We start from the raw sequence: 24,050 nt of genomic DNA on the forward strand, positions 1-24,050 counted from the left end.
CTTTCCTTCAGATATTCATTCAATATAGTGATGGAATTTAAAATTCCGCATTGGTATATCTGTTTAAAGTAACCTTCTTCTTCAAGTAAAGCACCTCGTTAGTTTAAGTACATTTCTTCACAAACTTATATTAGTTCGCAACTAAGATTTAAGAACATAATTGATAAATTCTGTTTTTTCTTTAGTATACGCTTCACGATCATTTCTGTATTTTTTCGCTAAATTTCTTTTAAGAATAGTGTATTCATCAATAAACTGCTGATTAGTCCGTAATAAATCACGAAAAAGCAACTGACTATCCCACCTTTCATCTCCCTCAAGTAAAATATGTAGATGTACTACTCGTTTGTCGTTAATTACTTTCACAAAAAATCTTTGCCAAGGTCGATTGTCTAAGTTAGGTGGTACATAATGCCAGTCGTGATTAGCTAACCATAAAGATATTTCTTTAATTTTTTGAAATGAATCAATTTTAGCCATTAAATCAATGATAGGTTTAGCTGGTAAATTAGGAATAGATGTACTTCCATAATGTTGAATTTCCGTTATGCCGAAAGTTGAAAGAAGATTAAGCAGAAGTGCTTTTTCCTGAATACCTTTTTCTATCCACTTGGGATTTGGTCCGACAATGTCTATTGTCTCATTAGCCCAAACGGGCCAGGTGCTTTCATCATGAATATCTTTCATTTTATTCTCCCCCAGGATTTGTTAGTTGAATATTACTTCAATTTAATTATAATGCCTTCAACCGCAGAGAATAAAATGTATAACGAAATGCATAAAATTAAGATACCCCACCATAAACTCTGAGTTCTTTTATATTCTCGAAACCCCATTATAAGTAACGTTATACTCAGGAGTATTAACATTAATGGTAGTAAGTTGTAGTTTTCCGTAACCTTACCGTAAACTCCAATTAACAAAACAAGGACTGCAAAAATTAATTGAAATAACATTAAAGTATCAAACTTTTTTTCTTTCATTTATACCTCCCACGGATAATCTGTCACTTCCAAAAAACACCTTTTTAAACTAACCTGCCCCGTTAGTTTAAAAAGGAAAAGGGCTTTAATCCTTATTGAAGTAAAGCACCAGGTTAGTGAAAGAACGTTCCTATATATCGCAGAAACGCACTCCGTTCAATCTAACCTAAATATACAATTTCACCATTTTCTTTTTTTGCACGAATTGTAATTTTACCTACACATTGCTCTGGGTTTTTATATCCATTTTCGACTTCTTCAAATAGTGTAGATATTAGTGCTTCTAATTCACCTAGTGTTGTATCTTTAGATAGTTTATGTACGCTCATTAGTTCTACACCTTTAAAAGCATCTTTTGCGCCTTGAACTTCAACTTCGCCAAATGCTTTTACTTCCATTTCAATTTTCATTTTATCACCTCTTATCCCTATACTTTAATACGGTTGAAAGGAATAAACGTTCCAATTTTTAATAATTCACCCATCTCAATATACAAAAATCTTTGTCGGCTTCTTCAACTAAACTGCCCCGTTAGTTTAAGTACATTTCGTCACAATCTTTATTGTTATATAAATATCCAAGGAATAAATCATCGCACATCTTAAAGTTTATAGTGGTGCGTTGATTTTAATTAAACTCTATTACAAATTATTACTCTTTTACTACATTAATTTTTTGGAATTTTAAAACCGGTATTGCTTGTTTATCATCAGTTTGGAAATAACCAAGACTATTTGACACATTTTCGCAAAACATCCTATTTATCCTAGTGTTCTATTCACTTATATTAAGAGTAAGCCATGAAGAAATCTGGCATAAAATATTCTTGTGAGGAGATGGGAAGATGGTAACGAAAAGTAAAATTTCAAAGGTTTTTAGTGCTTTATTTGCTTTTGCTTGTATTTTCATTATCGCAAATAATAAAGCATCAGCAGCTGAAGCTTTAACACAAGGACAAAAAGAGGCGTTACATGAACAATATGTAGAGATTTTGAATGAAGTAAAATCTACTGTTGTATGGGGAAACAGCCTTGTTGGGATCGAAGTTGCTCCAATTAGTGAATTTAAGGAAGACGAATGGGTTTCGCCAGAAACATTTAAACAAAGAGCAGTTGATGCTACACAAGCAAATGCTGTAGATATCAACTCTGGTATTACACCATACTCTTCATCTTCAGCATCCCATAATAAAAATATTAATCATGGTTCATCTAGTGTCAGTATGACAATACAAGCTACATTTACTACACAATTATCCAGTGGTCGCCAGGTATTTACTAACTACTCTGGCCTTAGCGTAACTGCTTCATCTGGTACTTGGAAAACAACGGGAGTCGATGCACGAATCATTGATGGAGGTAGAACTTACACATTCACTATTGGTGGTCAGTTGACTTATGTTGGTCTTGTTAGTTCCCACACTATAAATACAGACTTCCTTTGTAGTTCAAGTGGTGTAGTTTCATAACATCCTAAAAAACATGTCCCTCTTTTTGATTTGGGACATGCTTTTTTTTGCCAAATACTTATTTTGTTATTAGTGTTTCCCGTCAATCGGTAAATCATCTGACGATTTAATAATATTGGTTTTTGTAGACGAGGGATTATGGATATTAAAGTTACTTGAGAAATTAACAATTAAACCAAAGGTAAGTAGTAATGATACTATAACTTTTCTTATTTTCATTTTTTGTTTCCCCTCCTTTTTATGTACGACTAACATCATAATAATGTAATATAAACATACAAGAAATAGGATGTTATGCAAAATTGTGTCATTAAGGAGGGGTAGAAAATGGATAAATTAGGGGGTAAAGTGGCATGTTTCAGAAGATCTAAAGGGCTTACAATAAAGGAGTTAGCTGAAAATATATGTGATGATTCTACGATATATAGACTTGAAAAAGGAAAACAATTACCTAGAATTGAAATATTAAATGACATTTGTATGAAATTAGAGATTCCTTTCAAAGCTTTATTTCCTTTTAATGAAGAAGTGAAAAAACTAAAAAAACTTTGCAGAGAATTCACTTATACAGAAGATTATTTGGCATTAGAATTAGTACTAGAAGAATGTAACAACGTGAAAGAGGAACTTACAAGTACATTTATTAAACAAGAGTTTAAAAAGCATATAGACTGGCATAGATCTATACTTTTACATAAAAAAGAGAATATAATAGAAGATGCATTGAATTTATTAAAAAGCCTCGTAAATTTAGAAAACTGTTCATCTGAACTTGATATAAATATATTGAATTCTAGTGCTTTAATATATTTATCGGATAATAATGTGGATGAAGCCTATAAAATTTATAAAGTTATATACAGTAAAATTAAAAATCAACATTTTTTAGAAGATATTACTCTACTCCCCAGAGTAGGGTATAACCTTGCAAATTGTATGTACAGATTAAAATTATATGATGAGTCATTAAAAGTAACCCTAGAAATTCTTTACTACATTGAATCTAATCACTTGATATATTCGCTAGGTGAAATACATCATTTGATAGGTATGCTTTCGAGGAAAAGAGGTAATTTTAAAGAAGCTAAAGAAGCATTCAAAAATGCCATAATTATTTTTACATTAACTAAAAATGAAACAAATTTAAATAGAGCAAAATTAGACTTATCTAATCTCAATGAGCTTCTAAACGACTCATGATTTTTTATAGCCTTTTAATTAGTTCGAAATATTGCGAAATACAGTCACCCTTCAAAGTAAGCTCCTACAAATATAATAGAAGCCCCTATTAGGGGCACGTTATGACTCGCTATATATCACTTGATCTCTTAATAGTTGCTTTGTATCTTTATCTATAAAATAAAATGAATTTTGAATCTGTTCATCGGTGTACAGATCCAAATCTTCCGCTATACGAACATTAGTTTTACTTGCTACAAGTAAAACTAATGGCTCTACATGAGTAAGGCTTTCGGTAACGATAATAAGTCTCTCCGAGAAATTTTCTTCCCACTTCAAGAATTGTTGTAAATCATCAATATTGTCACGTAAAATATAAACGAATAATTGATTACCACCCACTATCAGCATCCTCTAGTGATCCCACAAAAGGTTTAACAGCAGGTGCAATTTGCATATCGGGTAAATAACTATAAAGGTGGTAATATATAAGTAGTTTTAATACATCCGGCACTTCGAGTTTAAGTCAATATTTGTTTTTATAGCCAGCTACCTCGATTAAATCTGCTCAGACATTACCAAGCTTATAGATGCATAAAATACGCTTACCCATCTGAATTTTATGCTCTATTAATTTACCTTCAAAACACATTTTCTTTTCTCGCTTAGTATCAATTCCAAAAATCTCTAACATACTCTTCTACCACTAACATCTACGGATGCGAGTGATTTAAGTAATGCGCGCTCTTTCGGAGATCAACAATAGATTACCCTAGTCGAATCTCATATATATTTTATTATTTCGGAAGATTTAGTTGCCACAAGTCACCGAACCGATGTTGTACTTACCCTAACTGGCGTTTAAATGCATTACTTGCGAAGAAGTAAGCGATGACCATGATGCCGACGCACCAGGCAAGCGCGATCCAGATACCGTTGCCAACAGCCCCTTCATACAAGAGGGCACGAATCGTATTCACAATTGAAGTCACGGGCTGGTTCTCAGCGAACGCACGAACAATTTTAGGCATGGTTTCGGTGGGGACAAAGGCCGAACTGATAAACGGCAGGAAAATCAGTGGGTACGAGTAGGCTGTCGCCCCTTCCATAGACCCCGCTGTCAATCCGGGAATGACCGCCAGCCATGTCAGCGCCAGCGTAAACAGCACGAGTATCCCAGCTACCGCGAGCCAATCCAGGATATCAGCGTTGGATCGGAAGCCCATCAAGAGCGCGACGAGGATAACCACCACGACAGTAAGCGCATTGGAAACAAGCGAGGTCAACACATGAGCCCATAATACCGACGAGCGCTTGATGGGCATGGTAATAAAACGCGCCATCAGCCCGCTCTTTACATCCGTAAACAGCCGCACGGAAGTGTAAGCGACGCCGGATGCGATAGCCATCAGCAAGATTCCCGGCAATAAATAATTGACGTAGTTGTCCGTGCCTGTCTCTATGGCGCCGCCAAATACATAGACAAACAGCATCATCATCATAATCGGAGTAATCGCCACCGTGATAATCGTATCCGGGCTGCGCATGATGTTTCGCATTAAACGCCCTAGTAATACTCCTGTATTACTTTTCATTTACATCTCCTCCTTTTCACCTATGATCTCGAGGAAAATTTCCTCCAATGTCGGCTGCTTCTCGATGTACTCCACTTTCGTTGGCGGGAACATCTCTTTGAGTTCGGTAAGGGTACCGGTCGTGATGATTTTTCCGCCATGTAGGATGGCGATACGGTCCGCCAGTTGTTCGGCTTCCTCCAGGTACTGGGTCGTCAGTAAGACGGTCGTGCCACCGTCGGCAAGCTCCTTGACGGTATCCCAGACTTCTATCCGCGCTTCGGGGTCAAGCCCTGTCGTCGGTTCGTCGAGAAAAATGACTGCTGGCGTCCCGATCAGGCTCATGGCGATGTCTAGCCGGCGCTTCATCCCACCGGAATATTTGCCCGCCCGGCGGTTAGCCGCATCGGTCAGGCTGAATCTTGTAAGCAGATTGTCGGCGACTTGAGCGGGATTGGCAACTCCCCGCAACTTTGCAATCATCATCAGGTTTTCCCGTCCGGTGAGCATACCGTCTAAAGCTGAGAACTGCCCTGTCAGGCTGATGCTCTGGCGAACATGATCCGGTTGACGCTGGACGTCAAATCCGCAAATACTTACTTCGCCGCTATCCGGCTTCATCAGCGTCGAGAGGATATTGACCGTCGTCGTCTTGCCCGCTCCATTTGAGCCCAGCAGTGCGAAAATTTCGCCGCGCCGCACCTCAAAATCCACCCCCTTTAAGACTTCCTTGTCTTTAAAGAATTTTTTTAACCCTTTTACAAAAATCGTTGCATTGCCCATACTTTTTCCCCCTTTTAATAAGCTTCTTGTGGAGCTAGATTGCATATACCCTTCTATATAGTATGACTGATATTCTGTATTACTTACTACCTGGTATAAAATAAAACTGAATAACGAAGGTGTAATTTCACATTTGTTATCAGCTATTCAGTCGGTATTATCTATTGAATTTATTTTTTTCCTAATCGATTCAAGATACTCTGATTCAAATCTTCACGATACTTGGCGACATAGGTTTTAGCGTTTGCCACTAGTTCGTCGGCAAAGGACGCCACGTCGTTCCCAGTTATTTCTATCACTTGTCTACCTTCCGCCGCACCGGCTTCGAACAACTCGATTAATTCATACTGTATGTGCAGCATATCCATCCCGCTGCCCGCCGCTGAGAATTTCCACATGTAGTTTTGAATTTTCTTAAATACAAACTGGTAGTCCTTTGGCAGGGATTCAACCCGTGCCATCATCATCTTGTATTCTTTTTTATCACCCATCATTTTTTTGAACATTTCCATCATGTTTTTTTCCTCCTCTTTTATAAAGCTGAACAAGACACTCCAAAAATATCGTACGGAATATCTTATGAAGCTAGATTGACTTCAAGACGTTGATTTTTGCTGATACAAAATTCCATTTTTCCCAAAACAATTCAAGTTCCTGGCGGCCAGCCTCATTAAGTGAGTAAAACTTGCGGGGCGGCCCCATATCCGACGGTTTTTTTTCTATGTTCACAAGTTTTTTCTTTTCTAATCGCACGAGAATGGTGTAGACCGTCCCTTCCACGACTTCGGTAAACCCGAGCTCGTTTAGGCGGCGGGTAATCTCATAGCCATAGGTTTCATGGCGGCTGATGATTTCCAGCACGCAGCCTTCCAGCGAACCCTTCAGCATTTCAGTTAAATTTTCCATGTTTAGATCCTCCTCTACCTCCCCTATTTTGTCTGACTTATATTCAGTATAACAGAGTACTAAGGTAAATTTTTACTGAATAGCTTTTGGGAAATCACGCTATTCAGTATTACTTATTACATATATATTGTAGCACCGAGTAGAAGGTGTCAACTTTTTTTCTTAAAAATATTTTTGCAACCTCACTATTCAGTGGTGTCAGTATCCAGTGTTACTTACTACAGGTATATCGTAACACGAAGTAGATAGACCGTCAACTGGATTTTCTAAATATTTTTAAAACCAGCTATCCCCATTGGATACAGCCAATTTTCTTTATAAAGATTTTACTTCCTCCTATGCTTTTTTCACAATGATTTCTTCGAGGATCATTCCCGTCTAGGAGCTGTACATGTGAATATGGCAATCCTATATCTTGTATTTTTTCTGGAATAAACCTACTATATGTATTCCTCCACGTAGCAACTGCAATAGACCTAATACTTTCAATATCTTGAAAAGTCCATCTCTCTTATTACCATAATTCATCCCCTCAATTTATTTGAATACAACTTAACAATGTAATTCTTAATTTTTCTGTACAAACCTACTTAAACTAACCTGCCCCTCTAGTTGAACAAGAAAAAAGAGCAGTATGTACAGCTCAATGATATTCTACTAAAGCCCCCATTCGTATTATTAGGTCAACCAGAGTAATCTGATTGACTATTTTTATTCAATTGATAGATTGATAGTGGCTGAGTAGAATGAAAGCTCCCTAGTTTAGCCTAATTTATGTTCATTAATGAGTGAAATGCTATCATTTTCATGTTCATGGAGTTCAAAGACAATCAGTTCATTTTCACATTTTTTCAACAGTGGCCCAGGTAAGTATAAGGTCTCCTGTGGACCAACCTCCCAATATCTTCCTAGGTTGAATCCGTTAATGAATACAACCCCTTTTTTCCAGCCAGTCAACTCCACAAATGTATCCCCAATCTCCTCAACATCAAACTTTCCACGGAAAAAGGTCGGGAAACCATTATGCTTAACGGCGTTTTTCTTAAAAACAAGTTGTTCAATATTATCGAGAGGCAATGTATAAATTGTCCAATCGAATAGGAACTGGTAATGGAATCGAACACCACGGGTAATCCCCTTCTTCATCAGAAAAATTAAAAGAAGTAATAACCTCAAAGTGATTTTGGAGTTATTACCTCTTTTAATTTAATCATTATAAAATCTGGCTTGTATCATGCAAGTTTGCAGTTACTTATGATACGGTTCACCGAAACTAATATTAAACTCGTTATAAAATGGAATTCCTTCTGTACCCACTAGTTGAAGAATGAAATGATAGCCTTTTCCCAGTCGATCCGTTTTCAAGTTCAAATATAGCTGTCAATGCAAAATTTAGACTCTTAGCGAGCCACGGAAGCCCCTTGCAGCATAGTAGGATTCTGCTCCATTATGGTACACAAAGACAGTGTCGTAGCGATGATCACAAAAGATTGCCCCGCCGAGTTTTCTAATATTATCAGGTGTTTGCACCCAGCTCGACGTTTTCAAATCGAAATTTTCAAGTTTCTGCAGTTCTCGGTATTTTTCTTCCGTTAATAGTTCAATGCCCATGGCAGTTGCCATATCATTAGCGTTATTTTCTGGTTTGTGTTTTTTTCTTGACTCCAGTGCTTCACGATCGTAACAAACACTTCTGCGCCCTTTAGGACTTTCAGCTGAACAATCATAAAAAATGTATTCGCCCGTCTTTATATCATAGCCAACAACATCCGGTTCACCACCAGTTCCTTCCATTTCATTAAGCGACCACAGTTTTTCAGTAGTAGCTTCGAGCTTAGCTTGTACTTTAGCCCATTCAAGACCTTTATGGCGGTTCATGTTTTTCTCAAAACGGGCTTTCAAAGTTCTAAGTAGTTCCTCACGTTGTTCTAGTGACAACTCCTTATTTCTCTTTGTCATATTAGTTTCCCCCTTATTGTTTATTCATTATGGTTTAAGTACTAAAATACTGCATAATAAAAAAAGCGTCGTCTATGCAGTACATTAATCTTAAACTAAATCAGCTGATAGGATGTCAATATTTTTCTCTAAAATTCTAATTAACCTTCTGAAAAGCAGTAAACCTCCTATTACTTATTTTTATCGTTTATCCCTCAAAATACGTAATATGATTATTTATTTTACAAAAGAAAATATGTATTAGATTGAAGCTACCTCTCATTTTTATAACTATACATATTATAGCTTGTAGAAAGGCGGGGTTTTTATGGAATACAGTGGAGAATTTCGTGAACATAACAATGGTTCAGCATTCGCTCTACTCGTTGTACTATTCATTCTACTAATTATTGTCGGCACTGCTTTCATGTGTTAAAAAAAGGGTCACTTTCCACCGAGTGACCCTTTTAATAGTTTCTTTCTTCATATACATATTTAGTTCACGTTTCATTTACTGCAAATTTTCTTTCAGATATTCAATCAATATAGTGATAAAATTAGTAATCTCTGCTTAGTATATCTGTTTAAAATAACCTTCTACTCTTTTTTCTTCAACTAACCTTTCCCGTTACTTGAATAAGAAAAAGGTGCTCTACTTAGTTGCAGTAAAGTACCCGTTAGTTGAACATGTTTCCCGATTATGGCAACGCCCTTCCCTTAACCACATTTTGCCTCTTTTTTTGGTGTGAGTGTAGTAAAGTATTCACTAACTAATGACAATTAATATAATAATCGTTATTCTAGTATCTTTTAATAAAGTCATTCCATTGAATTATTCATAAATACTTTTTACTAATCTAAGAGCATAGTAGTTCAGTCTACATTTACCCTCATTGGATTGCTCACATCAACTCATCATCTAAAATCGATAAGGAAATTGCATTATAATAGCTGATGAAATCATATCTGCCATTTCCAATGCTTCTGCTTCGATTTTATTAAAAACTTCAATACTTAATTTATAGTTTTTCTGAATCATAGAAACTGCTTCATTTTTAGTTAAAGCTAAATGTGAATAAAACATCTTTCGTAATTCTTCTTTATTTATATATGGATTTATACTACTTAAAAAAGCTATAATCTCATCTGCATTACGATACCATTCTTTTTCTTTAGCATCTACTGTTTTTGTATCACCTTTTACAGCTGCAGTAACTAATTGTGCGGCTATTACTAAATGTTCTTTCATTAGCTCAGCATAACGATCTGCGATTTGGTCACCATAATAAGGACGGAGGCTATTCCCTAAATCGGTAGCATTTTGTAAAAGTCGCTCTTGTACAAATGGTAAATCTGGCAAACCAAAAACAATGCTTATAATTGTCATCCTGGTCCAGTTGACATGCTCCATCCAAAGTAACCGATTCATACTTATATTATCAACTGCTGCTTTACTGATGCAACGAGAGGCATTATATTTTGAATTTTGGTTCGAAAAATGGCTAAAGGGTGCGGTATATTGTGAGTATAGAGGGTTATAATTCGCTATTCCAGGATACGAGTAGAACCCATTTGAATAAGGGTACACTGTACATTCACTCCTTTAATTTGTGGAACTCTAAATTAAGTTCTTTCATTAGGATACTCAGAAACAACAATAAATGTGAAATGACTGTACAACGTAACCATTCATCCTTATCAAGTGATTCAAGACAGATGATATTATATTAAACTATTATTAATACTCTCCTAAAAGCCTATCAAATCTGATAAAACCAAAAAATTTCAACTCTAATTATCTAGGAAAATGTAACATAAACTAGTGCCAATTAACTTTACCCTATTTTATCATGCCAAAATAGTTGTTGACACCTAGCAAACTTTTATATACAATTTTCATAATTTGATACGCAAACTCACACGAATTCGTGAGTGGCGGAATTTTGTAGAGTTTTAACTCTGTTTCATTCGCCCGTCGTCTATTTATAGACGACGGGATTTTTTATTTTTTGGAGGGATTTTTTGAATAAATTGAAGTTTTCTTTAGTGGTTTTATTAGGTGCCTGTAGCTATGGAGTCCTATCTTCCATACTTAAAATTGGATTTTTAAATGGATTTTCTTTTCCTGAACTTTTAGGTGGACAATATGTATTTGGCTGGTTAGGACTATTATTACTTGTTATTACCTTTTCTCGTTATAAAGTATCCTCAAAAAATATATTATCGTTGTTAGCCGTTGGGATAACAATGAGTTTAACAAGTATTTTTTACGGGCTTTCTGTAAAAGAACTACCTGCATCCATTGCTATTGTGTTGTTATTTCAATTCACATGGATGGGCGTTCTAATTGAAGCAATTGCTAATAAAACTTTTCCAAGTCGTGAAAAGGTATTGTCCATTCTCATCTTATTTGTAGGAACGGTGTTTGCTGGGGGTGTATTTGAAGGTTTAGGACAACAATTATCTATAAAAGGAATCATCTTTGGTTTACTAGCAGCTATAACTTTTTCCTTATATATATTTGCAAGTGGACGTGTTTCTACAGAAGTTCCAATCTATTCAAAAAGCTTTCTTATGACAACGAGTGCAACACTCTTTGTTTGCTTAGTATTTCCCCCGACATACTTGATTGATGGCACACTGCAGGCTGGATTATGGAAATATGCTTTAATCCTAGGTTTCTTTGGTGTTGTTATACCAGTCATTTGTTTTTCCATTGGTGTTCCAAAAGTAGGGACAGGCCTTGGAACAATTTTAGGCGCAGTCGAACTCCCAACAGCAGTTATTGCTTCTATTACACTTGTTCATGAAGTCGTATCGCCTTTACAATGGATTGGAATCATTTGTATTTTATCCGGAATTTTCATACCTCAAATGTTACAAGTACAAAAAGAGAAGAAACAATTCCGTTTTCGCGAGAAACTACAGAACTTTAGGTAGGTATCTATGTAGTTCCACAAACTAAAATTAGCTTTTGATGTTTTCAAAAAAGAATCCATTTCGATCAAACCTTTTCAAAATGGATTCTTTTTATTTGATGGTGAAATATTTCATACAATACTTATCAAGGTTTCAGGTTCTCTACAGAAAAAATCAAACTTAAAGCTTCATATGTAATCCCAAAAATTTTCTGGGCACTGCATATGTTGAATCAAAGAATCCGTACTGTTGGATAGATCGACCTTTTCTAGATAGCCCGCCTCTAATCGATTAACGAACTAATTCAAAATAATAAACTTGAAGAATAGATTATAGGACAAACGCATTTTATGTATTTTACTCTTCCTTTATAAAACTTCAAATTCCATTTTCCTCATACGTTCTTTTCTAAATATCTCTTTGGCATCTTTATAATTTACAGGAACAATAGGACGCATTATCGCACTTAACTTAATATTCGATTCTATCACATCAACACCTGTATATTCTAACAATCTATAAAAGTATCTATTTTGATTAATAGTTACAGGTAGTATTTTTCCTAACTTAAAATCGTATATACGCGAATCATTAAACTCACAATGAATACTTACCTCTATTTCATCTCTAGCCCTAGATTTTTTAAACTCAGTATCATGTGGTATAAATTGATTTTTACTAAGATCTTGAACTATATAAACTATCTCTATCATTCTTTCTTCCGTAATCTCAAAACACTCAATACCTATAATCAAATAATATTTCTCGTCGATTTCACTTACTTCACCAATTTTCTTTGTACTCTCAAAAGGATAATAACTGACTTTCATTTTTCTTATTACACCTAAATCTATATCAAGCAATATTTTCACCTCACTTATGATTATCTATTTATGAAAAGCTTGTTTTATTTGTTTCAATAAAATATGTAAACATTATTTTGTCATCAGATTTTGTATGATACAAAAATGTTATGCAATCCAATTTATCACCCTCTCTTCTACTTCCTATACCCGTTATCTTCTTTCTCGAATCATCTGAGAGCGTTTTAGATTCATAAAAATCCACAAAATTACTCGGACTTAATTTTAATACGTATTTTATTTATTAAAACTCGCAAATAAAGTATCTATTCAGATAATTCTATCGAAAATAAACGAATTAGTATATACAAATATTGTAAAGATATAAAAAAATCGTGAACAAGTTCAAGATTGCCAACATAATGATAGGGATTAGTCTTCTTTCAACAATTCTTCAATTGCATTCAAATAATTGGCAAGTAAAATGGCTAAGTCATAAAAATATGAATCCTCCAAAGCATTTTGTTCATTAAAAAACTTCGATAATAAATTATATAGAGGCTACTGAAACTTTCCATTTTCAAAAAGTTTTACTAGCCTTAAACGATTGTATTATGAATTCGTAACTTCATTTGAATAAAGGTCGAAATCATATTTATTCCCTTTTAACTGATCTTCGTAAATTTCAACCCTACGATTCAAAACTTCCAGGTTTCGCTGTAAAGCATTCATCTATAATTCCACTAGACTCCTACAATTGCCAAATAAAATCAGTATTTCAGTAATAATTATTCCAATAAGCTGAGTAAAAGAAAAGCTGAGATAAATGTATATAAAATACTATTATCTCAGCCAACATTCTCCTATTTAAAACTGATTTTTTCTTTCTTCTGCTTCAGCTTTGTCTTGCATTTCCTTTTTCTTGACATATAGTTCTTGTTTACGTCGTTGATTTTTTTCTTGAAGATTTTCTAGTTCTTCTTCACCCGCAAATTCCATACTGATTTCAGCTTCACGAATATTTTTTTCCGTATTTTCAATCATGCTTTGTACCCTTGCAGCACTATTCGATTTATCATTAGACTTTGGATAATGTTGATCTTCCATTTATAGACCTCCTCATTCATTTAATTATTACTGTATTAGTTTGTTTTTCTTTGTACACTTTATACTGTAATAAAAAAAGAAAACCTGCCTTTGATAGACTCTAAAAGAACGCCTTTTCTTTGATTGTTTCACAATTTTCAAATTGCAAACATCAATATAAAATTCAATAAATCCATTAAAAACCAACTCTTTAACGTTTTTGATACATACAAATATTAATTGTATTTACCTTTTATTTATATTGATTGAGGTATATCTAAAAGTTATTGGTGAATCTTAAAAAGGCCACTATTTAATTTTGATGGTGGCCTTTTATTATCTTAGTAACAGCTAATTTGATATACCAAGAATGATGTTCCCTCTACTCCTAATATATCAATACCAATGTGTTTAATACGATTGTAAATAAAATAAAAACCCCTACTATTATTTCAAGTAAAGGTTCAGTTACGTTGTAATTAATCTTTAAAAATCATGCTTTGTTACAGTTAATTGTATTGTTATTCCAAATGGATCTCGTACAATGCCATAACCAGGGCTAAACGAATTTTTTTCAAAAGGTGTTAAGATATGGACCTCATTATGTTTAATTAGTTTATGATAGATTGTTTCAATGACTGAAAAATCTTTAGATTGGATACATAGAGATGAGCTGTTACTTAATTGCCATGGACGGGTTGAATCCATTTCCACTTCAGCAATCATAATTTTGTTAATACCAATTTGTAAAACAGAATGTGTAATATAATCGTCTTGGCCTTCTTCATATTTAAAATGTGGATCCATTTCTTTCATTTCTTTATAAGTTTTCATAAATAAAACCTTTGCTCCTAAACACTGTTCATAAAATGTAATTGCATCTGCCCCTTGCCCATTTAACGATAAAAAAGGGATTACTTCAAAATTCATTGTATTGCCTCCTTAGTGTATGTCCTTTACACTTATAAGTATAAAATAATAAGGTGACAATACTTGGCACCTTTAAGGACGGTTTTATGAAAAAAGTTGAGCGCATAAATCAGATGCTACGTTTTATCAATCAGAAACAAATGTTCACATTGAAAGATTTAATGAATGAATTTCAAATTTCTAAAAGGACAGCACTACGTGATATTGCATCATTAGAGGAAATTGGTACCCCTATTTTTGTAGAGTATGGTCGGTATGGAGGGTATCATTTATTGAAATCGATGACATTACCACCAATTTCATTTACTAGTCATGAAGTTTTTGCGCTTTATTTTGCAATGCAAGCTTTACAAAGTTTTACGAGTAGTCCTTTTCAAATATCTTTTCAATCAATAAATAAGAAGTTTTTAGAAAGCGTTTCGCCTAAGCAACGTGAGCAAATCGAAAGTTTTCGAAAGAGAGTAGCTTTCTATCATACAGAACAAGCACATGAATGTGTTTTCCTCGAAGAACTCTTGCTCTCCGCTGTTCAGAATACGATTGTAAATATACACTACACAACACCCAAACAAACGACAATTCGCTGTATTCAACCCATTTCGATCTATGCACTGAAAGGTTATTGGTATTGCCAAGCCTATGATTTAGATAAAACAGCTTATCGTGTCTTCCGCTGCGATCGTATTAAATTCTTAGAAATAGTACAGCTTGAACCTGCTGTAGATTTAAAAGACTTTAATATACAAAATGCGCATAGTCTATGGAAAGCAACCGAGCATGCCATTCATTTTAAATGTACAATCACTTCAACAGGCGTAGAAATATTCAAGCAACAACAATTTCCTTCCATGAAATTGTCAGAAGAAAATGGAAGTTTATATTTAATTGGCACTTATGAACCTACTGAAATGAATTTTATTATTCCTTACCTGGCTAGTTTGGGTAAATCCATACAAATAATTGAGCCACCTTCTTTAAAAGAATGCTTGAAAAAATACTATTTAGATTTAATTAACCATTTGTAATGTGAATTTAAAAACGATTGAAACAATCAATAGTACTTAGTTTTGATATAAACTACTCAACCGTAACACCAACTCTTTTCTGTAGGTCCATCTATTTAGCCGCTATTATGAAAACTCCATAAATAGCGGCTTTTTTAAACCATTTCAGTTTAATAAACTGTTACATGCCGGTATTCTACTCTTTTTATTGTCTAAAAAAATATTTGATATTCTGATTCGAATGAAATTACTCATCTTACACCTAACGTCCATCTAATTCATAAGATAGGATACACACTTTTGGTTAGGAGGAATCCAATTGTATTACAGTCCTTATCCGTATGTTCTCTATGCAAATCACTATCCACAGTGGGTTACGGCAAATCATTCTTCACCTTCTCAAATCCCTAGACAATTAGCAATGCCAACGAACCCTACAAATATCAGCCCATTTCCCCCTGTAAATACACATAAGTTTAAGACTTCAGCGAAAGATATACAGAACATTATGCAACAAGCTCATCTGCTTGTAGATAAGATTTCTGTTTCAGAGCAATTTGCACATGATTTAATAAACGCCGCACAAACTTCAAATAAAACTGAAGTAGACAGATTAATTTCATCAACAGGAATCACCATTACATTCGATACAAAATATACACCAGACAGTATTCGAATTAATTTGACTAAAAATGGTTGTTGTGGACTAACGATCATTTTAAATTGGTAATTTAAGAATTTACAACCAGAAGACCTCGATTATTATTGCTTTAGAATATCAGCATTTTTTATTCGCTACATGAAGCTCGAATGAAATTAAAATGTTACAGCTTACGCAAATGTCGCATTTAATCTCTCTAGGAGAAGTAGTTCCATTAATCACATGTTTCCTTATTTTCGCTAAACATAATCAAGATAGTATCGGTTATTCTTTAATCATTCTATGAACAACCAATGTGGCTCTTGCCACATTAGAACTTATGGACAAACTCTTCATAAGTAAATAATCTTTATTATAAGGATGACATTAAATATCATTTTTTTGTTATTAATCAATTGTTTCTTTAAATGATTTTCTCTGCGTTTTAATTTTATTAATTTCAACTTTGAGCTTTATCGAATCTTCATTTAACCGAACCTTCCCTTTCTTCTGTATTTTTTTCCACACTTTTACATTTTCGCGATACAAGTACTCTGATAATCGATAAATGTCTACATCATTTTCTAATCCTGCTTTATAGGTATCTAATACTTCTTTTTTGACTTCCTTTATTACTCCTTTTCGAATTTCATCAATTGATACTTTGTCCTTAAATTCACTTATATTAAAATCCAATTTTATATGAACATTAAACTTCACTTTATCTTTTAAAACAATTGGTTTCACTTTTACTTTTACTTTGTCTACTACAACTGTAAAGTGTTGTTCATCTTTTGAACCTATTTTGTACGTAACTTCTCCCCTCTTTGTATCATTTGTCATCCATTGTAATCCACTTGCCTTTTCTCCAGGGATAAAACCTTTAAAGCTATGAGGAGAAAGTACACCTACTCCCGTTAACTCAACTTCGTTTTTGGTTTCTTTTTCTGTTTTCCACTCTGCTATAGTAACGAAAGGAATACCTATTTCATAACTAGGTTCATTTAGTCCAATAATCAATGTTCGAAAATTGATTGGTTTAATAAAGGATTCTTGTTCATACGAATTTTCTGGATTCCCTAACTTTGACAAACTTATAGATCTATTGAGATTTGGTGTAGTCAAAAGTATATCTTTTACTGGATTATGAGTGCCGTAAACCCATATTTGATATCGCGTTTCTCTATATCGTATAAAAGCGTCGATAACCTGATTAGCTCTTCCGTTTTTTAATACTTCTTCAGATAAAATAACATAAGAAAAAAAGCCCCACAGCACCGTTTCATCCATTGAATGATATAAATTAAAAACTGCCTCATTAATGGTTTTCCCTGAAGCATACCCTACTTCAGCCTGTGGAATATTAGTGACTGGCTGTTCATTTTTTGCAGTAGTAGTAAAATCAATTATTTGAGCATATACCTCATACTTCCCATCCTTATAATCCAAGCCCATCCCATGAATATATAGCATTCTTTCGGGTGCTTTTACATCCCAACAACCTGCTATGAGAGTAGTGAGTATAATAACTAATATGAATATTCTCTTATTCATTTTTGGCTTCTTTTGGACGTGTTTTATCTTGAGGGACTAACCTAGCTGAACGTCTATAATAGAATTTTCTGTTAAGCGATATATCATCAATGAAGCTATTCATTGGTCCTTTTAAATTGAGTGTAAACCAAAGAAAATAAACAGCTTCAGACTTCGAAAAAGACTGTCTCAAGATATTAAAATCTATTGAATCTTTGGCATGTTCCATCCCACTCACTACTTTCTGCTTTATTATTTTCCTACATTAAAGAATTGTTTATTATTTGTTAGTTATCACCAACAACAAGAGATATTATAAGCAGTAATTTATAATGTTGCATTTTGTGATTTTGAATAAGTAGTATTACACTACTAATTGCATCATGGTAGATCAATTAAAAATCTTCGTAAAATATAAAAAACCTTCAAGTTATTAACTTTGAAGGTTTTCTATATCTTTATTAATAATTCTGCCGGTTACTGTGTTATACATAAATAGAAAATGGTTAGTAAATGTACATCAATTTTTTCTTCACTTCAATGTTCAGAAGTTGATATTCGTACTTCATATCTTCTGTTTTACCAACATGAACGTTTCTACTAGTAATACAAGAAGTAGTGAGATACCGAATAGTGGCATAACAATACCCAGCAAAATCATGATGATTAAAAATCCAACAGAAGTACCTTTTGATGTACTAGGTGGTGCAGAAAACTCACCTTTCTTTTTGCGGGATAGCCAAGTTTTAATACCCCAAAAAATGACGAAAATAAAGGCAAGACAGACAATTAAATTGATAATCTTATTTGGCCATCCAAATAAATGTCCTTCATGTAAAGGAATTCCCCAAGTAAACCACTTAGCTAAGATACCATAGTCATCATAGCCCGCTTTAGAAATTAACTTCCCGCTATATTGATCAAAATATGATGTCATTTCATCGTATGGACTAACATCTAATCCAGTTACACCAGTGTTACTACTTTTAGCAACAGTATATACCCCCTCTTCATCAGAAGGGTAAATAATAGAATATGGCTTAGAAATATTAGCATCTTCTACTTTTAGCATCAGTTGATGGACATTTAGCATATTATCATTTTCAGACATATCCATACCAGACATATTCATGCCTTTGTGAAGTGCATGTGGATCATCATTTGAAGAAGCCGGTGCCGCATTTTTTCGAGTAGCCCACGGTATTTCACTCATATCAGAAGTAGGTGGATTTACTTGTTTTTCTGGATTACCAATAGAGGGGTGCTCTTGTGAGGCTATATATATGAAATTCCCCATAAATGCCGACCAAGGTAATCCAGTAAGGATGATAACAAGCATCGGAATAGTAATAATTGTCCCTACAAGTGCATGCCATTTTTTGTTTTTTTGACGAGTGGAAGCATTTTGTTTTTTCTTCAATACCTTCCCTTTAAAAGTCATGTATACACCTGTAATTAGTAGGAATATAGCCCAACAAGCAGCTAATTCAACTAGATAATTGACAACTGTTCCTCCAACAAATAGTGAACTATGAACATTTCGCATGATATTTGCAAATGTATATTTCGCATTTTGGGTTCCTACGATTTGATTATGTTCATCTAAGAAAACATATTTTTCATCGCCTTCTTTATTCCCCATCGTTAAACGTGTATTATATGGGTCGTCGAGAACAATGATTTTAGATACTGAGTACCCTTCATTTTGTTCTTTAGCTTTAGCTATTCCCTCATCAATCGTTAACTGTTCAGAATATGTACTATCACCAAAGAAGTAATCATCATATACATTATTTTCGACATTCGTATAGAACAAAAAGCCAATTCCACTAATTGTTAAAGTAAGTAGCAATGGCGTGATAAATAACGCAGCATAAAAATGCCATCGCCAAAAGCGATTATATAAACCCTTATTCATTTCTTTCCTCCTAGAAATAATCTCGTTTTAATGAACAATACTATTCTATAAAAAAAGAGTGAAATTTGAATGAAGTTATTCAATTTTTTTAATGCCTCAAGTACTTCATGGAAAAGATTTCAATAATATTGACAAGTATTATTTGTGAATCAAGATTAGAAAAATTATTAACTACTCTCTAAGCATCTTTCAACTAATTTAGTTAGTTGAATTATAGTTTTTGTTTTCTGAATATTTAATATTTTTTAAGATAGAATTCCTATAATATACTTTAAAATGTTTTAATCTTGAACCTGCATTTTAAGGAAAATTAAAAGTATCAATTTAGATAATGTTGTTCAAAATTGATTCCTACACTGTAACTGGATATTCAGTTCTAATAAAAAAGTACTGAAGTTAAGCAGAATCCCTGCTAGCTTCAGCACTTTCTGTTGCTCTCATTAATAAAGTTTCTTATTTAAAAATAGCAATAATCTTATCTAGTATTCCAGTAATATCAAGGAATACGATGATAATTACTAATGGAATAATATATCTCATTATAAAGAACCATATATTAAATGCAGTAGCACCTAAACTAGAATGTTGTAATATTTCTTCTCGTAATTTACTTTTCTTAATCTTAAGTGGTACGAAAATAGAGATTAAAAACACACCAAGTGGCATTAAAATATTACTAACTAAATAATCTGCGGAATCAAATATATTCTTCGAGAAGATTAGAACATCATCAAAAACACTATATGATAATGCAGATGGAACTCCGACTGCGAATACTAAAACACCAGTAATATATGCATATTTTGTTCTCTTCTCTTCATTTCCTTTAACTAGAGAAGCTACAATAATTTCTAACATAGAAAATGCCGATGTTAATGTGGCAAATAAAAATAAAGCTAAGAACCCTAATAAGAAAGCTTCTCCAAAAATGATTTGATCAAACACAGCAGGTAATACAACAAACAGCAAACCAGGTCCTTCAGCAGGTTCTAAACCTAGTGAAAATACAGCTGGGAAGATTGCTAAACCTGCTAATAAAGCGATGAATAAATTCATTGAAACGATTGAAATAGCCGGTTGAATTAAGCTTTCTTTTTTTGAAAGATACGAACTATAAGTAACCATCACTGATACACCGACACTTAGGGAGAAGAAAGCTTGTCCCATTGCATACAGAATACTTTGAGATGTGAGATTTGCGAAATCAGGTGCTAAGAAGAATTTTACACCTTCCATAGCGTTTTCAAGTGTAAGTGAACGAATGATAAGAACAAAAAATAGGATAAATAAAGCGGGCATCAAAATTTTGCTTACTTTTTCAATTCCATTTTGAATCCCTTTTGCTACAACTAGAACTGTGAAAGCTAAGAATGCAAATTGAGCTCCAATAACTAACATTGGATTTCCAATTATGTAGTTAAAGACAGATCCATAATCTGCGCCTTCACTTATAATTCCACCAAACAAACCTTTTACAAAATATATAACAATCCAGCCACCAATTACGCTATAAAAAGACAATAAGAGGAAACATGTGAATACCCCTAACTTGCCAATCCAATGCCATTTAGTATTTGGAGCTAAAGTACGATAAGCACTAACTGCTTCCTTTTGCGTGCTTCTACCAATGACAAACTCTGCTAATAACAGGGGAAAACCTATGAATAATGAAAAAAGGATAAACAGTAGAAAGAATGCTCCCCCTCCACTGATACCAGTCACATAGGGCAGCTTCCATATTGCGCCTACTCCTATAGCTGACCCTGCTGCGGATAAAATAAATCCAATCTTAGATGACCATTGCTCTGATGTTTTAATACTTACCAATCCAATCTATATTTATTACGTCTTTTCCTCATAAAAAACAAAGGAAAAGACAAAAAAGCCACGTCTCTATCTTTAACGATAGGGACGTGGCTGTTCACGCGGTACCACCCTAATTGGAAACAAATCAAGTTTCCCACTTACTTGGTAAAATAACGGTTTAATCCGTTTTTATACTACGATCACTAAGATGTAATATAAAAAAAGCTCTAAGAATGAAATTCACCAAAGTCTATGTATCAGTTTCCACCAACCACTGATTCTCTGTCAACAGGGAGACCCGGCTTAATATGTTCTTGTCATCGCTCATTTGCTATTTAGAATATTAAACGAAATTATAGTATGAGAAAACATTAAGGTCAAGACTTTTTTTCAGACTTTTAATATTATTCAACTTAATTACTTCTCTATGCCTCTTTTATATACTCCTGTTCACAGGTATTTTCTAAGTTCAAAATCTGTAATTTATCCGCATAAATAAAGGGATTATTTTATGTGGTGAGAGATAATAAAACCGTTTCATTTTAAAATAATAAAACCAATATCCTTACAATGATGAAATTATTTTGAAGGGTATTGATGTTATGTAATTTTTAATTGTATCCACGATAATTGTTATAAAACTGAATAATAAAACTGTTGAAAACCGAACACCGACGTTAAGTACAAATCATAAAGTAAATTTGCCACCATGATAACAATAGTAAGTTTCAGATTTAAGATTTTTAATCTTGCTTAAAGACTGCTGTGCATCCTCGACATGTAGACAAAAGCTTGGATTAGCAATGATCAATTCCTGGTTTTCATTAACAGCTGCATCACCTGTGATTACGCTTTTCAAGCTTGGAAAATACAATGAAATATGTCCTGAAGTATGACCCGGTGTTGCTATTATCCTACATTTATTATCTAAAATCATATCACCATCATGTACCTTTTCATCAATTGAAACATGCTTTAAATTCTTTAATTGTTGTATAAACCATTTACCAAATTCGACTTCGTTATCCGGCATATTCTTTAGCATTTCTTCAGCTTGAATCAATCTCTCTGACTTCATTTCACCACTAATGTAATTTGATTCAGTTTCACTAGCTATTATGTTAATCCAAGGATACTTTTCTTTGAAGTCATAAAGGGCACCTATATGGTCATCATCATAGTGAGTAAGAATTATATTCTTTAAATTCTTCACTTCATATCCATTTTTTAAAATCTCATTTTCAATTAAAGGTAAGAAATTTGTATACCCTGTATCGACCAAAGTTAGTTCATCTTTTAATATTATTAAACTAGGATAAATGTAATTTTTTTGTCCATTAAATTCAAATTCAATTGGTAGCTCTATTATCTTCATTTTCTTCTCCCATTACTGTATGTTTGTGATATTCGCTTATCTAATATGCTAGACGTTTATTGATATAGAAAAAAGACGATATAAAACCAATCCTATCATCTAATTTTTAAACAAACATTTTATTTTAGCTGTTTATATGCGTTTCATTAAGATGAAAAAACCACCCCTTTTGACGTGAAAGCAACGACAGCAAGAGGTGAAAATTTAATCAATTTTAAAACATATTTATTTTTATTTTACATCATCTTCATCAAATCTTGCTTTTGAAAATCCTCTTCCAAGTATTTCAGATGCATTTAAGAAAATGACAAATGAATTGGGTTCTCTATCTAATAAAAGCTTCTTAAAATAAACAGCTTCTGATTGTTCCACTACACATAAAATCATTGTTTTTTCTTGGTTAGAATAACCACCGAGCGTCTTAATTTTAGTCAAGCCTCTATTAATTTCATTCTTGATAATGGTTTGGATTTCTTCTTCTTTATCAGTAATAATCAGCACTAATTTGGTTGGTGATGTTTGTAGTTGCACAAAATCGATAACTTTACTTGTTACATAGATGGCTATCATGGCATAAAGCGCTAATTCAAAGTCAAATACTAGAGCTGAAGTAAAGACTACTAATCCGTCAACAAGTAGCTGTGCAAAGCCACTTGAAATCCCTGTGAATTTCTTCAATATTTGTGCTATTAGAGCTGTACCACCCGTTGAACCATTTCCCCGATAAACAATACCAAGACCAACACCTATCATAATTCCTCCATAAATAGCACTTAACAAAGGATTATCAATAGTCAATTGGATATCAGCTGTTAACCAAATAACAAGTGGAACAAACGTAGTGCCGACAAGTGTTTTCCAGCTAAAATCTTTCCCCACCACTAGAATGCCTAAGATAAACAAAGGAATATTGATCATCCATTGCACATAAGCGGGATTAAATTGAAACAACTCGTATAGAATGGTGCTTATCCCTGAAACTCCTCCAGCCGCTAGTTTAGCTGGTAATAGAAACATATTGAATGCAAGACCAACAAGCGCTGCTCCTACCATGATTTGAATATATTCAATGATAACTATCTTCTTCTGATTTTTTTTGATCATATAGCTATACTCCCTCTTTGTTATAAATCCTTACTCATTCTAACAGAAAAGGGTAGTTATAACATAATTTTTTATTCTATTACGTCTTTTAAAATGAGTTT

26 protein-coding genes and 1 other annotated feature are annotated in these 24,050 nt (G+C 33.7%); of the genes, 6 read left to right on the forward strand and 20 right to left on the reverse strand.

Annotation, left to right across the window (positions count from 1 at the left end):
- Nucleotides 1–141: 141 nt before the first annotated feature.
- The 3 genes from ACQKM9_RS17795 to ACQKM9_RS17805 all read right to left on the reverse strand — a co-directional run bounded on the left by ACQKM9_RS17795 (nt 142) and on the right by ACQKM9_RS17805 (nt 1,393).
- Nucleotides 142–687 (reverse strand): GrpB family protein, encoded by a 546-nt coding sequence (locus ACQKM9_RS17795; RefSeq protein WP_427735721.1) that lies wholly within the window; start codon nt 685–687, stop codon nt 142–144.
- A 32-nt stretch (nt 688–719) separates the two neighbouring features.
- Nucleotides 720–983, reverse strand: coding sequence for a DUF3953 domain-containing protein (locus tag ACQKM9_RS17800; RefSeq protein WP_427735723.1), 264 nt, complete (start codon nt 981–983; stop codon nt 720–722).
- Nucleotides 984–1,144: 161 nt separating this feature from the next.
- Nucleotides 1,145–1,393: a hypothetical protein gene (locus tag ACQKM9_RS17805; RefSeq protein ID WP_427735725.1), complete on the reverse strand. Its 249-nt coding sequence runs from the start codon at nt 1,391–1,393 to the stop codon at nt 1,145–1,147.
- Nucleotides 1,394–1,827: 434 nt separating this feature from the next.
- Here ACQKM9_RS17805 and ACQKM9_RS17810 point away from each other — a divergent pair, with 434 nt between their 5' ends.
- Nucleotides 1,828–2,451, forward strand: a complete 624-nt coding sequence (locus ACQKM9_RS17810) for a hypothetical protein (protein WP_427735726.1) — start codon at nt 1,828–1,830, stop codon at nt 2,449–2,451.
- A 327-nt stretch (nt 2,452–2,778) separates the two neighbouring features.
- Entirely contained in the window at nt 2,779–3,651 is an 873-nt protein-coding gene (locus ACQKM9_RS17815) for a helix-turn-helix domain-containing protein (protein WP_427735727.1), read from the forward strand.
- A gap of 99 nt (nt 3,652–3,750) precedes the next feature.
- On the opposite strand, the gene ACQKM9_RS17820 is transcribed toward ACQKM9_RS17815, so the two are convergent.
- From ACQKM9_RS17820 to ACQKM9_RS17850, 7 genes are all read right to left on the reverse strand, one after another.
- Nucleotides 3,751–4,032, reverse strand: a complete 282-nt coding sequence (locus ACQKM9_RS17820; protein ID WP_427735728.1) for a hypothetical protein — start codon at nt 4,030–4,032, stop codon at nt 3,751–3,753.
- A 443-nt stretch (nt 4,033–4,475) separates the two neighbouring features.
- Complete coding sequence (locus ACQKM9_RS17825; RefSeq protein WP_427735729.1) at nt 4,476–5,225, reverse strand: ABC transporter permease; 750 nt, start codon at nt 5,223–5,225, stop codon at nt 4,476–4,478.
- Nucleotides 5,226–5,987: an ABC transporter ATP-binding protein gene (locus tag ACQKM9_RS17830; protein WP_427735730.1), complete on the reverse strand. Its 762-nt coding sequence runs from the start codon at nt 5,985–5,987 to the stop codon at nt 5,226–5,228. It abuts the gene before it with no gap.
- A gap of 170 nt (nt 5,988–6,157) precedes the next feature.
- A complete protein-coding gene (locus ACQKM9_RS17835) occupies nt 6,158–6,502 on the reverse strand; it encodes a DUF1048 domain-containing protein (RefSeq protein ID WP_427735731.1) in 345 nt (114 codons plus the stop codon).
- Between the two features lie 70 nt (nt 6,503–6,572).
- The gene (locus ACQKM9_RS17840; protein ID WP_427735732.1) at nt 6,573–6,893 is read right to left on the reverse strand and encodes a PadR family transcriptional regulator; all 321 of its coding nucleotides are present in this window, start codon (nt 6,891–6,893) and stop codon (nt 6,573–6,575) included.
- Nucleotides 6,894–7,655: 762 nt separating this feature from the next.
- Entirely contained in the window at nt 7,656–8,039 is a 384-nt protein-coding gene (locus ACQKM9_RS17845) for a hypothetical protein (RefSeq protein ID WP_427735733.1), read from the reverse strand.
- 246 nt (nt 8,040–8,285) lie between these two features.
- Nucleotides 8,286–8,852 carry a DUF4256 domain-containing protein gene (locus ACQKM9_RS17850; protein ID WP_427735734.1) on the reverse strand — a complete coding sequence of 189 codons (567 nt, stop codon included), beginning with the start codon at nt 8,850–8,852 and terminating at the stop codon, nt 8,286–8,288.
- A 307-nt stretch (nt 8,853–9,159) separates the two neighbouring features.
- Between ACQKM9_RS17850 and ACQKM9_RS17855 the strand changes: the two genes are divergently transcribed.
- Complete coding sequence (locus tag ACQKM9_RS17855; protein ID WP_427735735.1) at nt 9,160–9,267, forward strand: YjcZ family sporulation protein; 108 nt, start codon at nt 9,160–9,162, stop codon at nt 9,265–9,267.
- Between the two features lie 483 nt (nt 9,268–9,750).
- Here ACQKM9_RS17855 and ACQKM9_RS17860 read toward each other — a convergent pair whose 3' ends face one another.
- The gene (locus tag ACQKM9_RS17860; RefSeq protein WP_427735736.1) at nt 9,751–10,419 is read right to left on the reverse strand and encodes a hypothetical protein; all 669 of its coding nucleotides are present in this window, start codon (nt 10,417–10,419) and stop codon (nt 9,751–9,753) included.
- 434 nt (nt 10,420–10,853) lie between these two features.
- On the opposite strand from ACQKM9_RS17860, the gene ACQKM9_RS17865 reads away from it, so the two are divergent.
- A complete protein-coding gene (locus tag ACQKM9_RS17865) occupies nt 10,854–11,771 on the forward strand; it encodes an EamA family transporter (RefSeq protein ID WP_427735737.1) in 918 nt (305 codons plus the stop codon).
- A 347-nt stretch (nt 11,772–12,118) separates the two neighbouring features.
- Here ACQKM9_RS17865 and ACQKM9_RS17870 read toward each other — a convergent pair whose 3' ends face one another.
- From ACQKM9_RS17870 to ACQKM9_RS17880, 3 genes are all read right to left on the reverse strand, one after another.
- Complete coding sequence (locus ACQKM9_RS17870) at nt 12,119–12,613, reverse strand: hypothetical protein (RefSeq protein ID WP_427735738.1); 495 nt, start codon at nt 12,611–12,613, stop codon at nt 12,119–12,121.
- A gap of 807 nt (nt 12,614–13,420) precedes the next feature.
- Entirely contained in the window at nt 13,421–13,660 is a 240-nt protein-coding gene (locus ACQKM9_RS17875; protein WP_427735739.1) for a small acid-soluble spore protein Tlp, read from the reverse strand.
- Between the two features lie 465 nt (nt 13,661–14,125).
- Nucleotides 14,126–14,569: a VOC family protein gene (locus ACQKM9_RS17880; protein ID WP_427735740.1), complete on the reverse strand. Its 444-nt coding sequence runs from the start codon at nt 14,567–14,569 to the stop codon at nt 14,126–14,128.
- A gap of 86 nt (nt 14,570–14,655) precedes the next feature.
- On the opposite strand from ACQKM9_RS17880, the gene ACQKM9_RS17885 reads away from it, so the two are divergent.
- Both ACQKM9_RS17885 and ACQKM9_RS17890 read left to right on the forward strand, forming a co-directional pair.
- Nucleotides 14,656–15,594 (forward strand): helix-turn-helix transcriptional regulator, encoded by a 939-nt coding sequence (locus ACQKM9_RS17885; RefSeq protein ID WP_427735741.1) that lies wholly within the window; start codon nt 14,656–14,658, stop codon nt 15,592–15,594.
- 298 nt (nt 15,595–15,892) lie between these two features.
- Complete coding sequence (locus ACQKM9_RS17890) at nt 15,893–16,303, forward strand: hypothetical protein (protein WP_427735742.1); 411 nt, start codon at nt 15,893–15,895, stop codon at nt 16,301–16,303.
- 318 nt (nt 16,304–16,621) lie between these two features.
- On the opposite strand, the gene ACQKM9_RS17895 is transcribed toward ACQKM9_RS17890, so the two are convergent.
- The 6 genes from ACQKM9_RS17895 to ACQKM9_RS17920 form a co-directional block, all read right to left on the reverse strand.
- Nucleotides 16,622–17,767: a Ger(x)C family spore germination protein gene (locus ACQKM9_RS17895; protein WP_427735743.1), complete on the reverse strand. Its 1,146-nt coding sequence runs from the start codon at nt 17,765–17,767 to the stop codon at nt 16,622–16,624.
- Nucleotides 17,760–17,975 carry a hypothetical protein gene (locus ACQKM9_RS17900; protein ID WP_427735744.1) on the reverse strand — a complete coding sequence of 72 codons (216 nt, stop codon included), beginning with the start codon at nt 17,973–17,975 and terminating at the stop codon, nt 17,760–17,762. The genes ACQKM9_RS17895 and ACQKM9_RS17900 overlap by 8 nt, the downstream gene beginning before the upstream one ends.
- A 336-nt stretch (nt 17,976–18,311) precedes the next feature.
- Nucleotides 18,312–19,664: a PepSY-associated TM helix domain-containing protein gene (locus ACQKM9_RS17905; RefSeq protein ID WP_427735746.1), complete on the reverse strand. Its 1,353-nt coding sequence runs from the start codon at nt 19,662–19,664 to the stop codon at nt 18,312–18,314.
- A 453-nt stretch (nt 19,665–20,117) separates the two neighbouring features.
- On the reverse strand, nt 20,118–21,482 hold the full coding sequence (locus tag ACQKM9_RS17910) for a sodium-dependent transporter (RefSeq protein ID WP_427735793.1): 1,365 nt from the start codon (nt 21,480–21,482) through the stop codon (nt 20,118–20,120).
- 86 nt (nt 21,483–21,568) lie between these two features.
- Nucleotides 21,569–21,800, reverse strand: a binding site (T-box leader).
- 358 nt (nt 21,801–22,158) lie between these two features.
- Nucleotides 22,159–22,845, reverse strand: coding sequence for an MBL fold metallo-hydrolase (locus ACQKM9_RS17915; protein ID WP_427735747.1), 687 nt, complete (start codon nt 22,843–22,845; stop codon nt 22,159–22,161).
- A gap of 231 nt (nt 22,846–23,076) precedes the next feature.
- Nucleotides 23,077–23,949 carry a YitT family protein gene (locus ACQKM9_RS17920; protein ID WP_427735748.1) on the reverse strand — a complete coding sequence of 291 codons (873 nt, stop codon included), beginning with the start codon at nt 23,947–23,949 and terminating at the stop codon, nt 23,077–23,079.
- Between the last annotated feature and the right edge of the window lie 101 nt (nt 23,950–24,050).

Origin of the sequence: Viridibacillus sp. NPDC093762, from assembly GCF_050279675.1 — a bacterium.
GTDB lineage: Bacteria > Bacillota > Bacilli > Bacillales_A > Planococcaceae > Viridibacillus.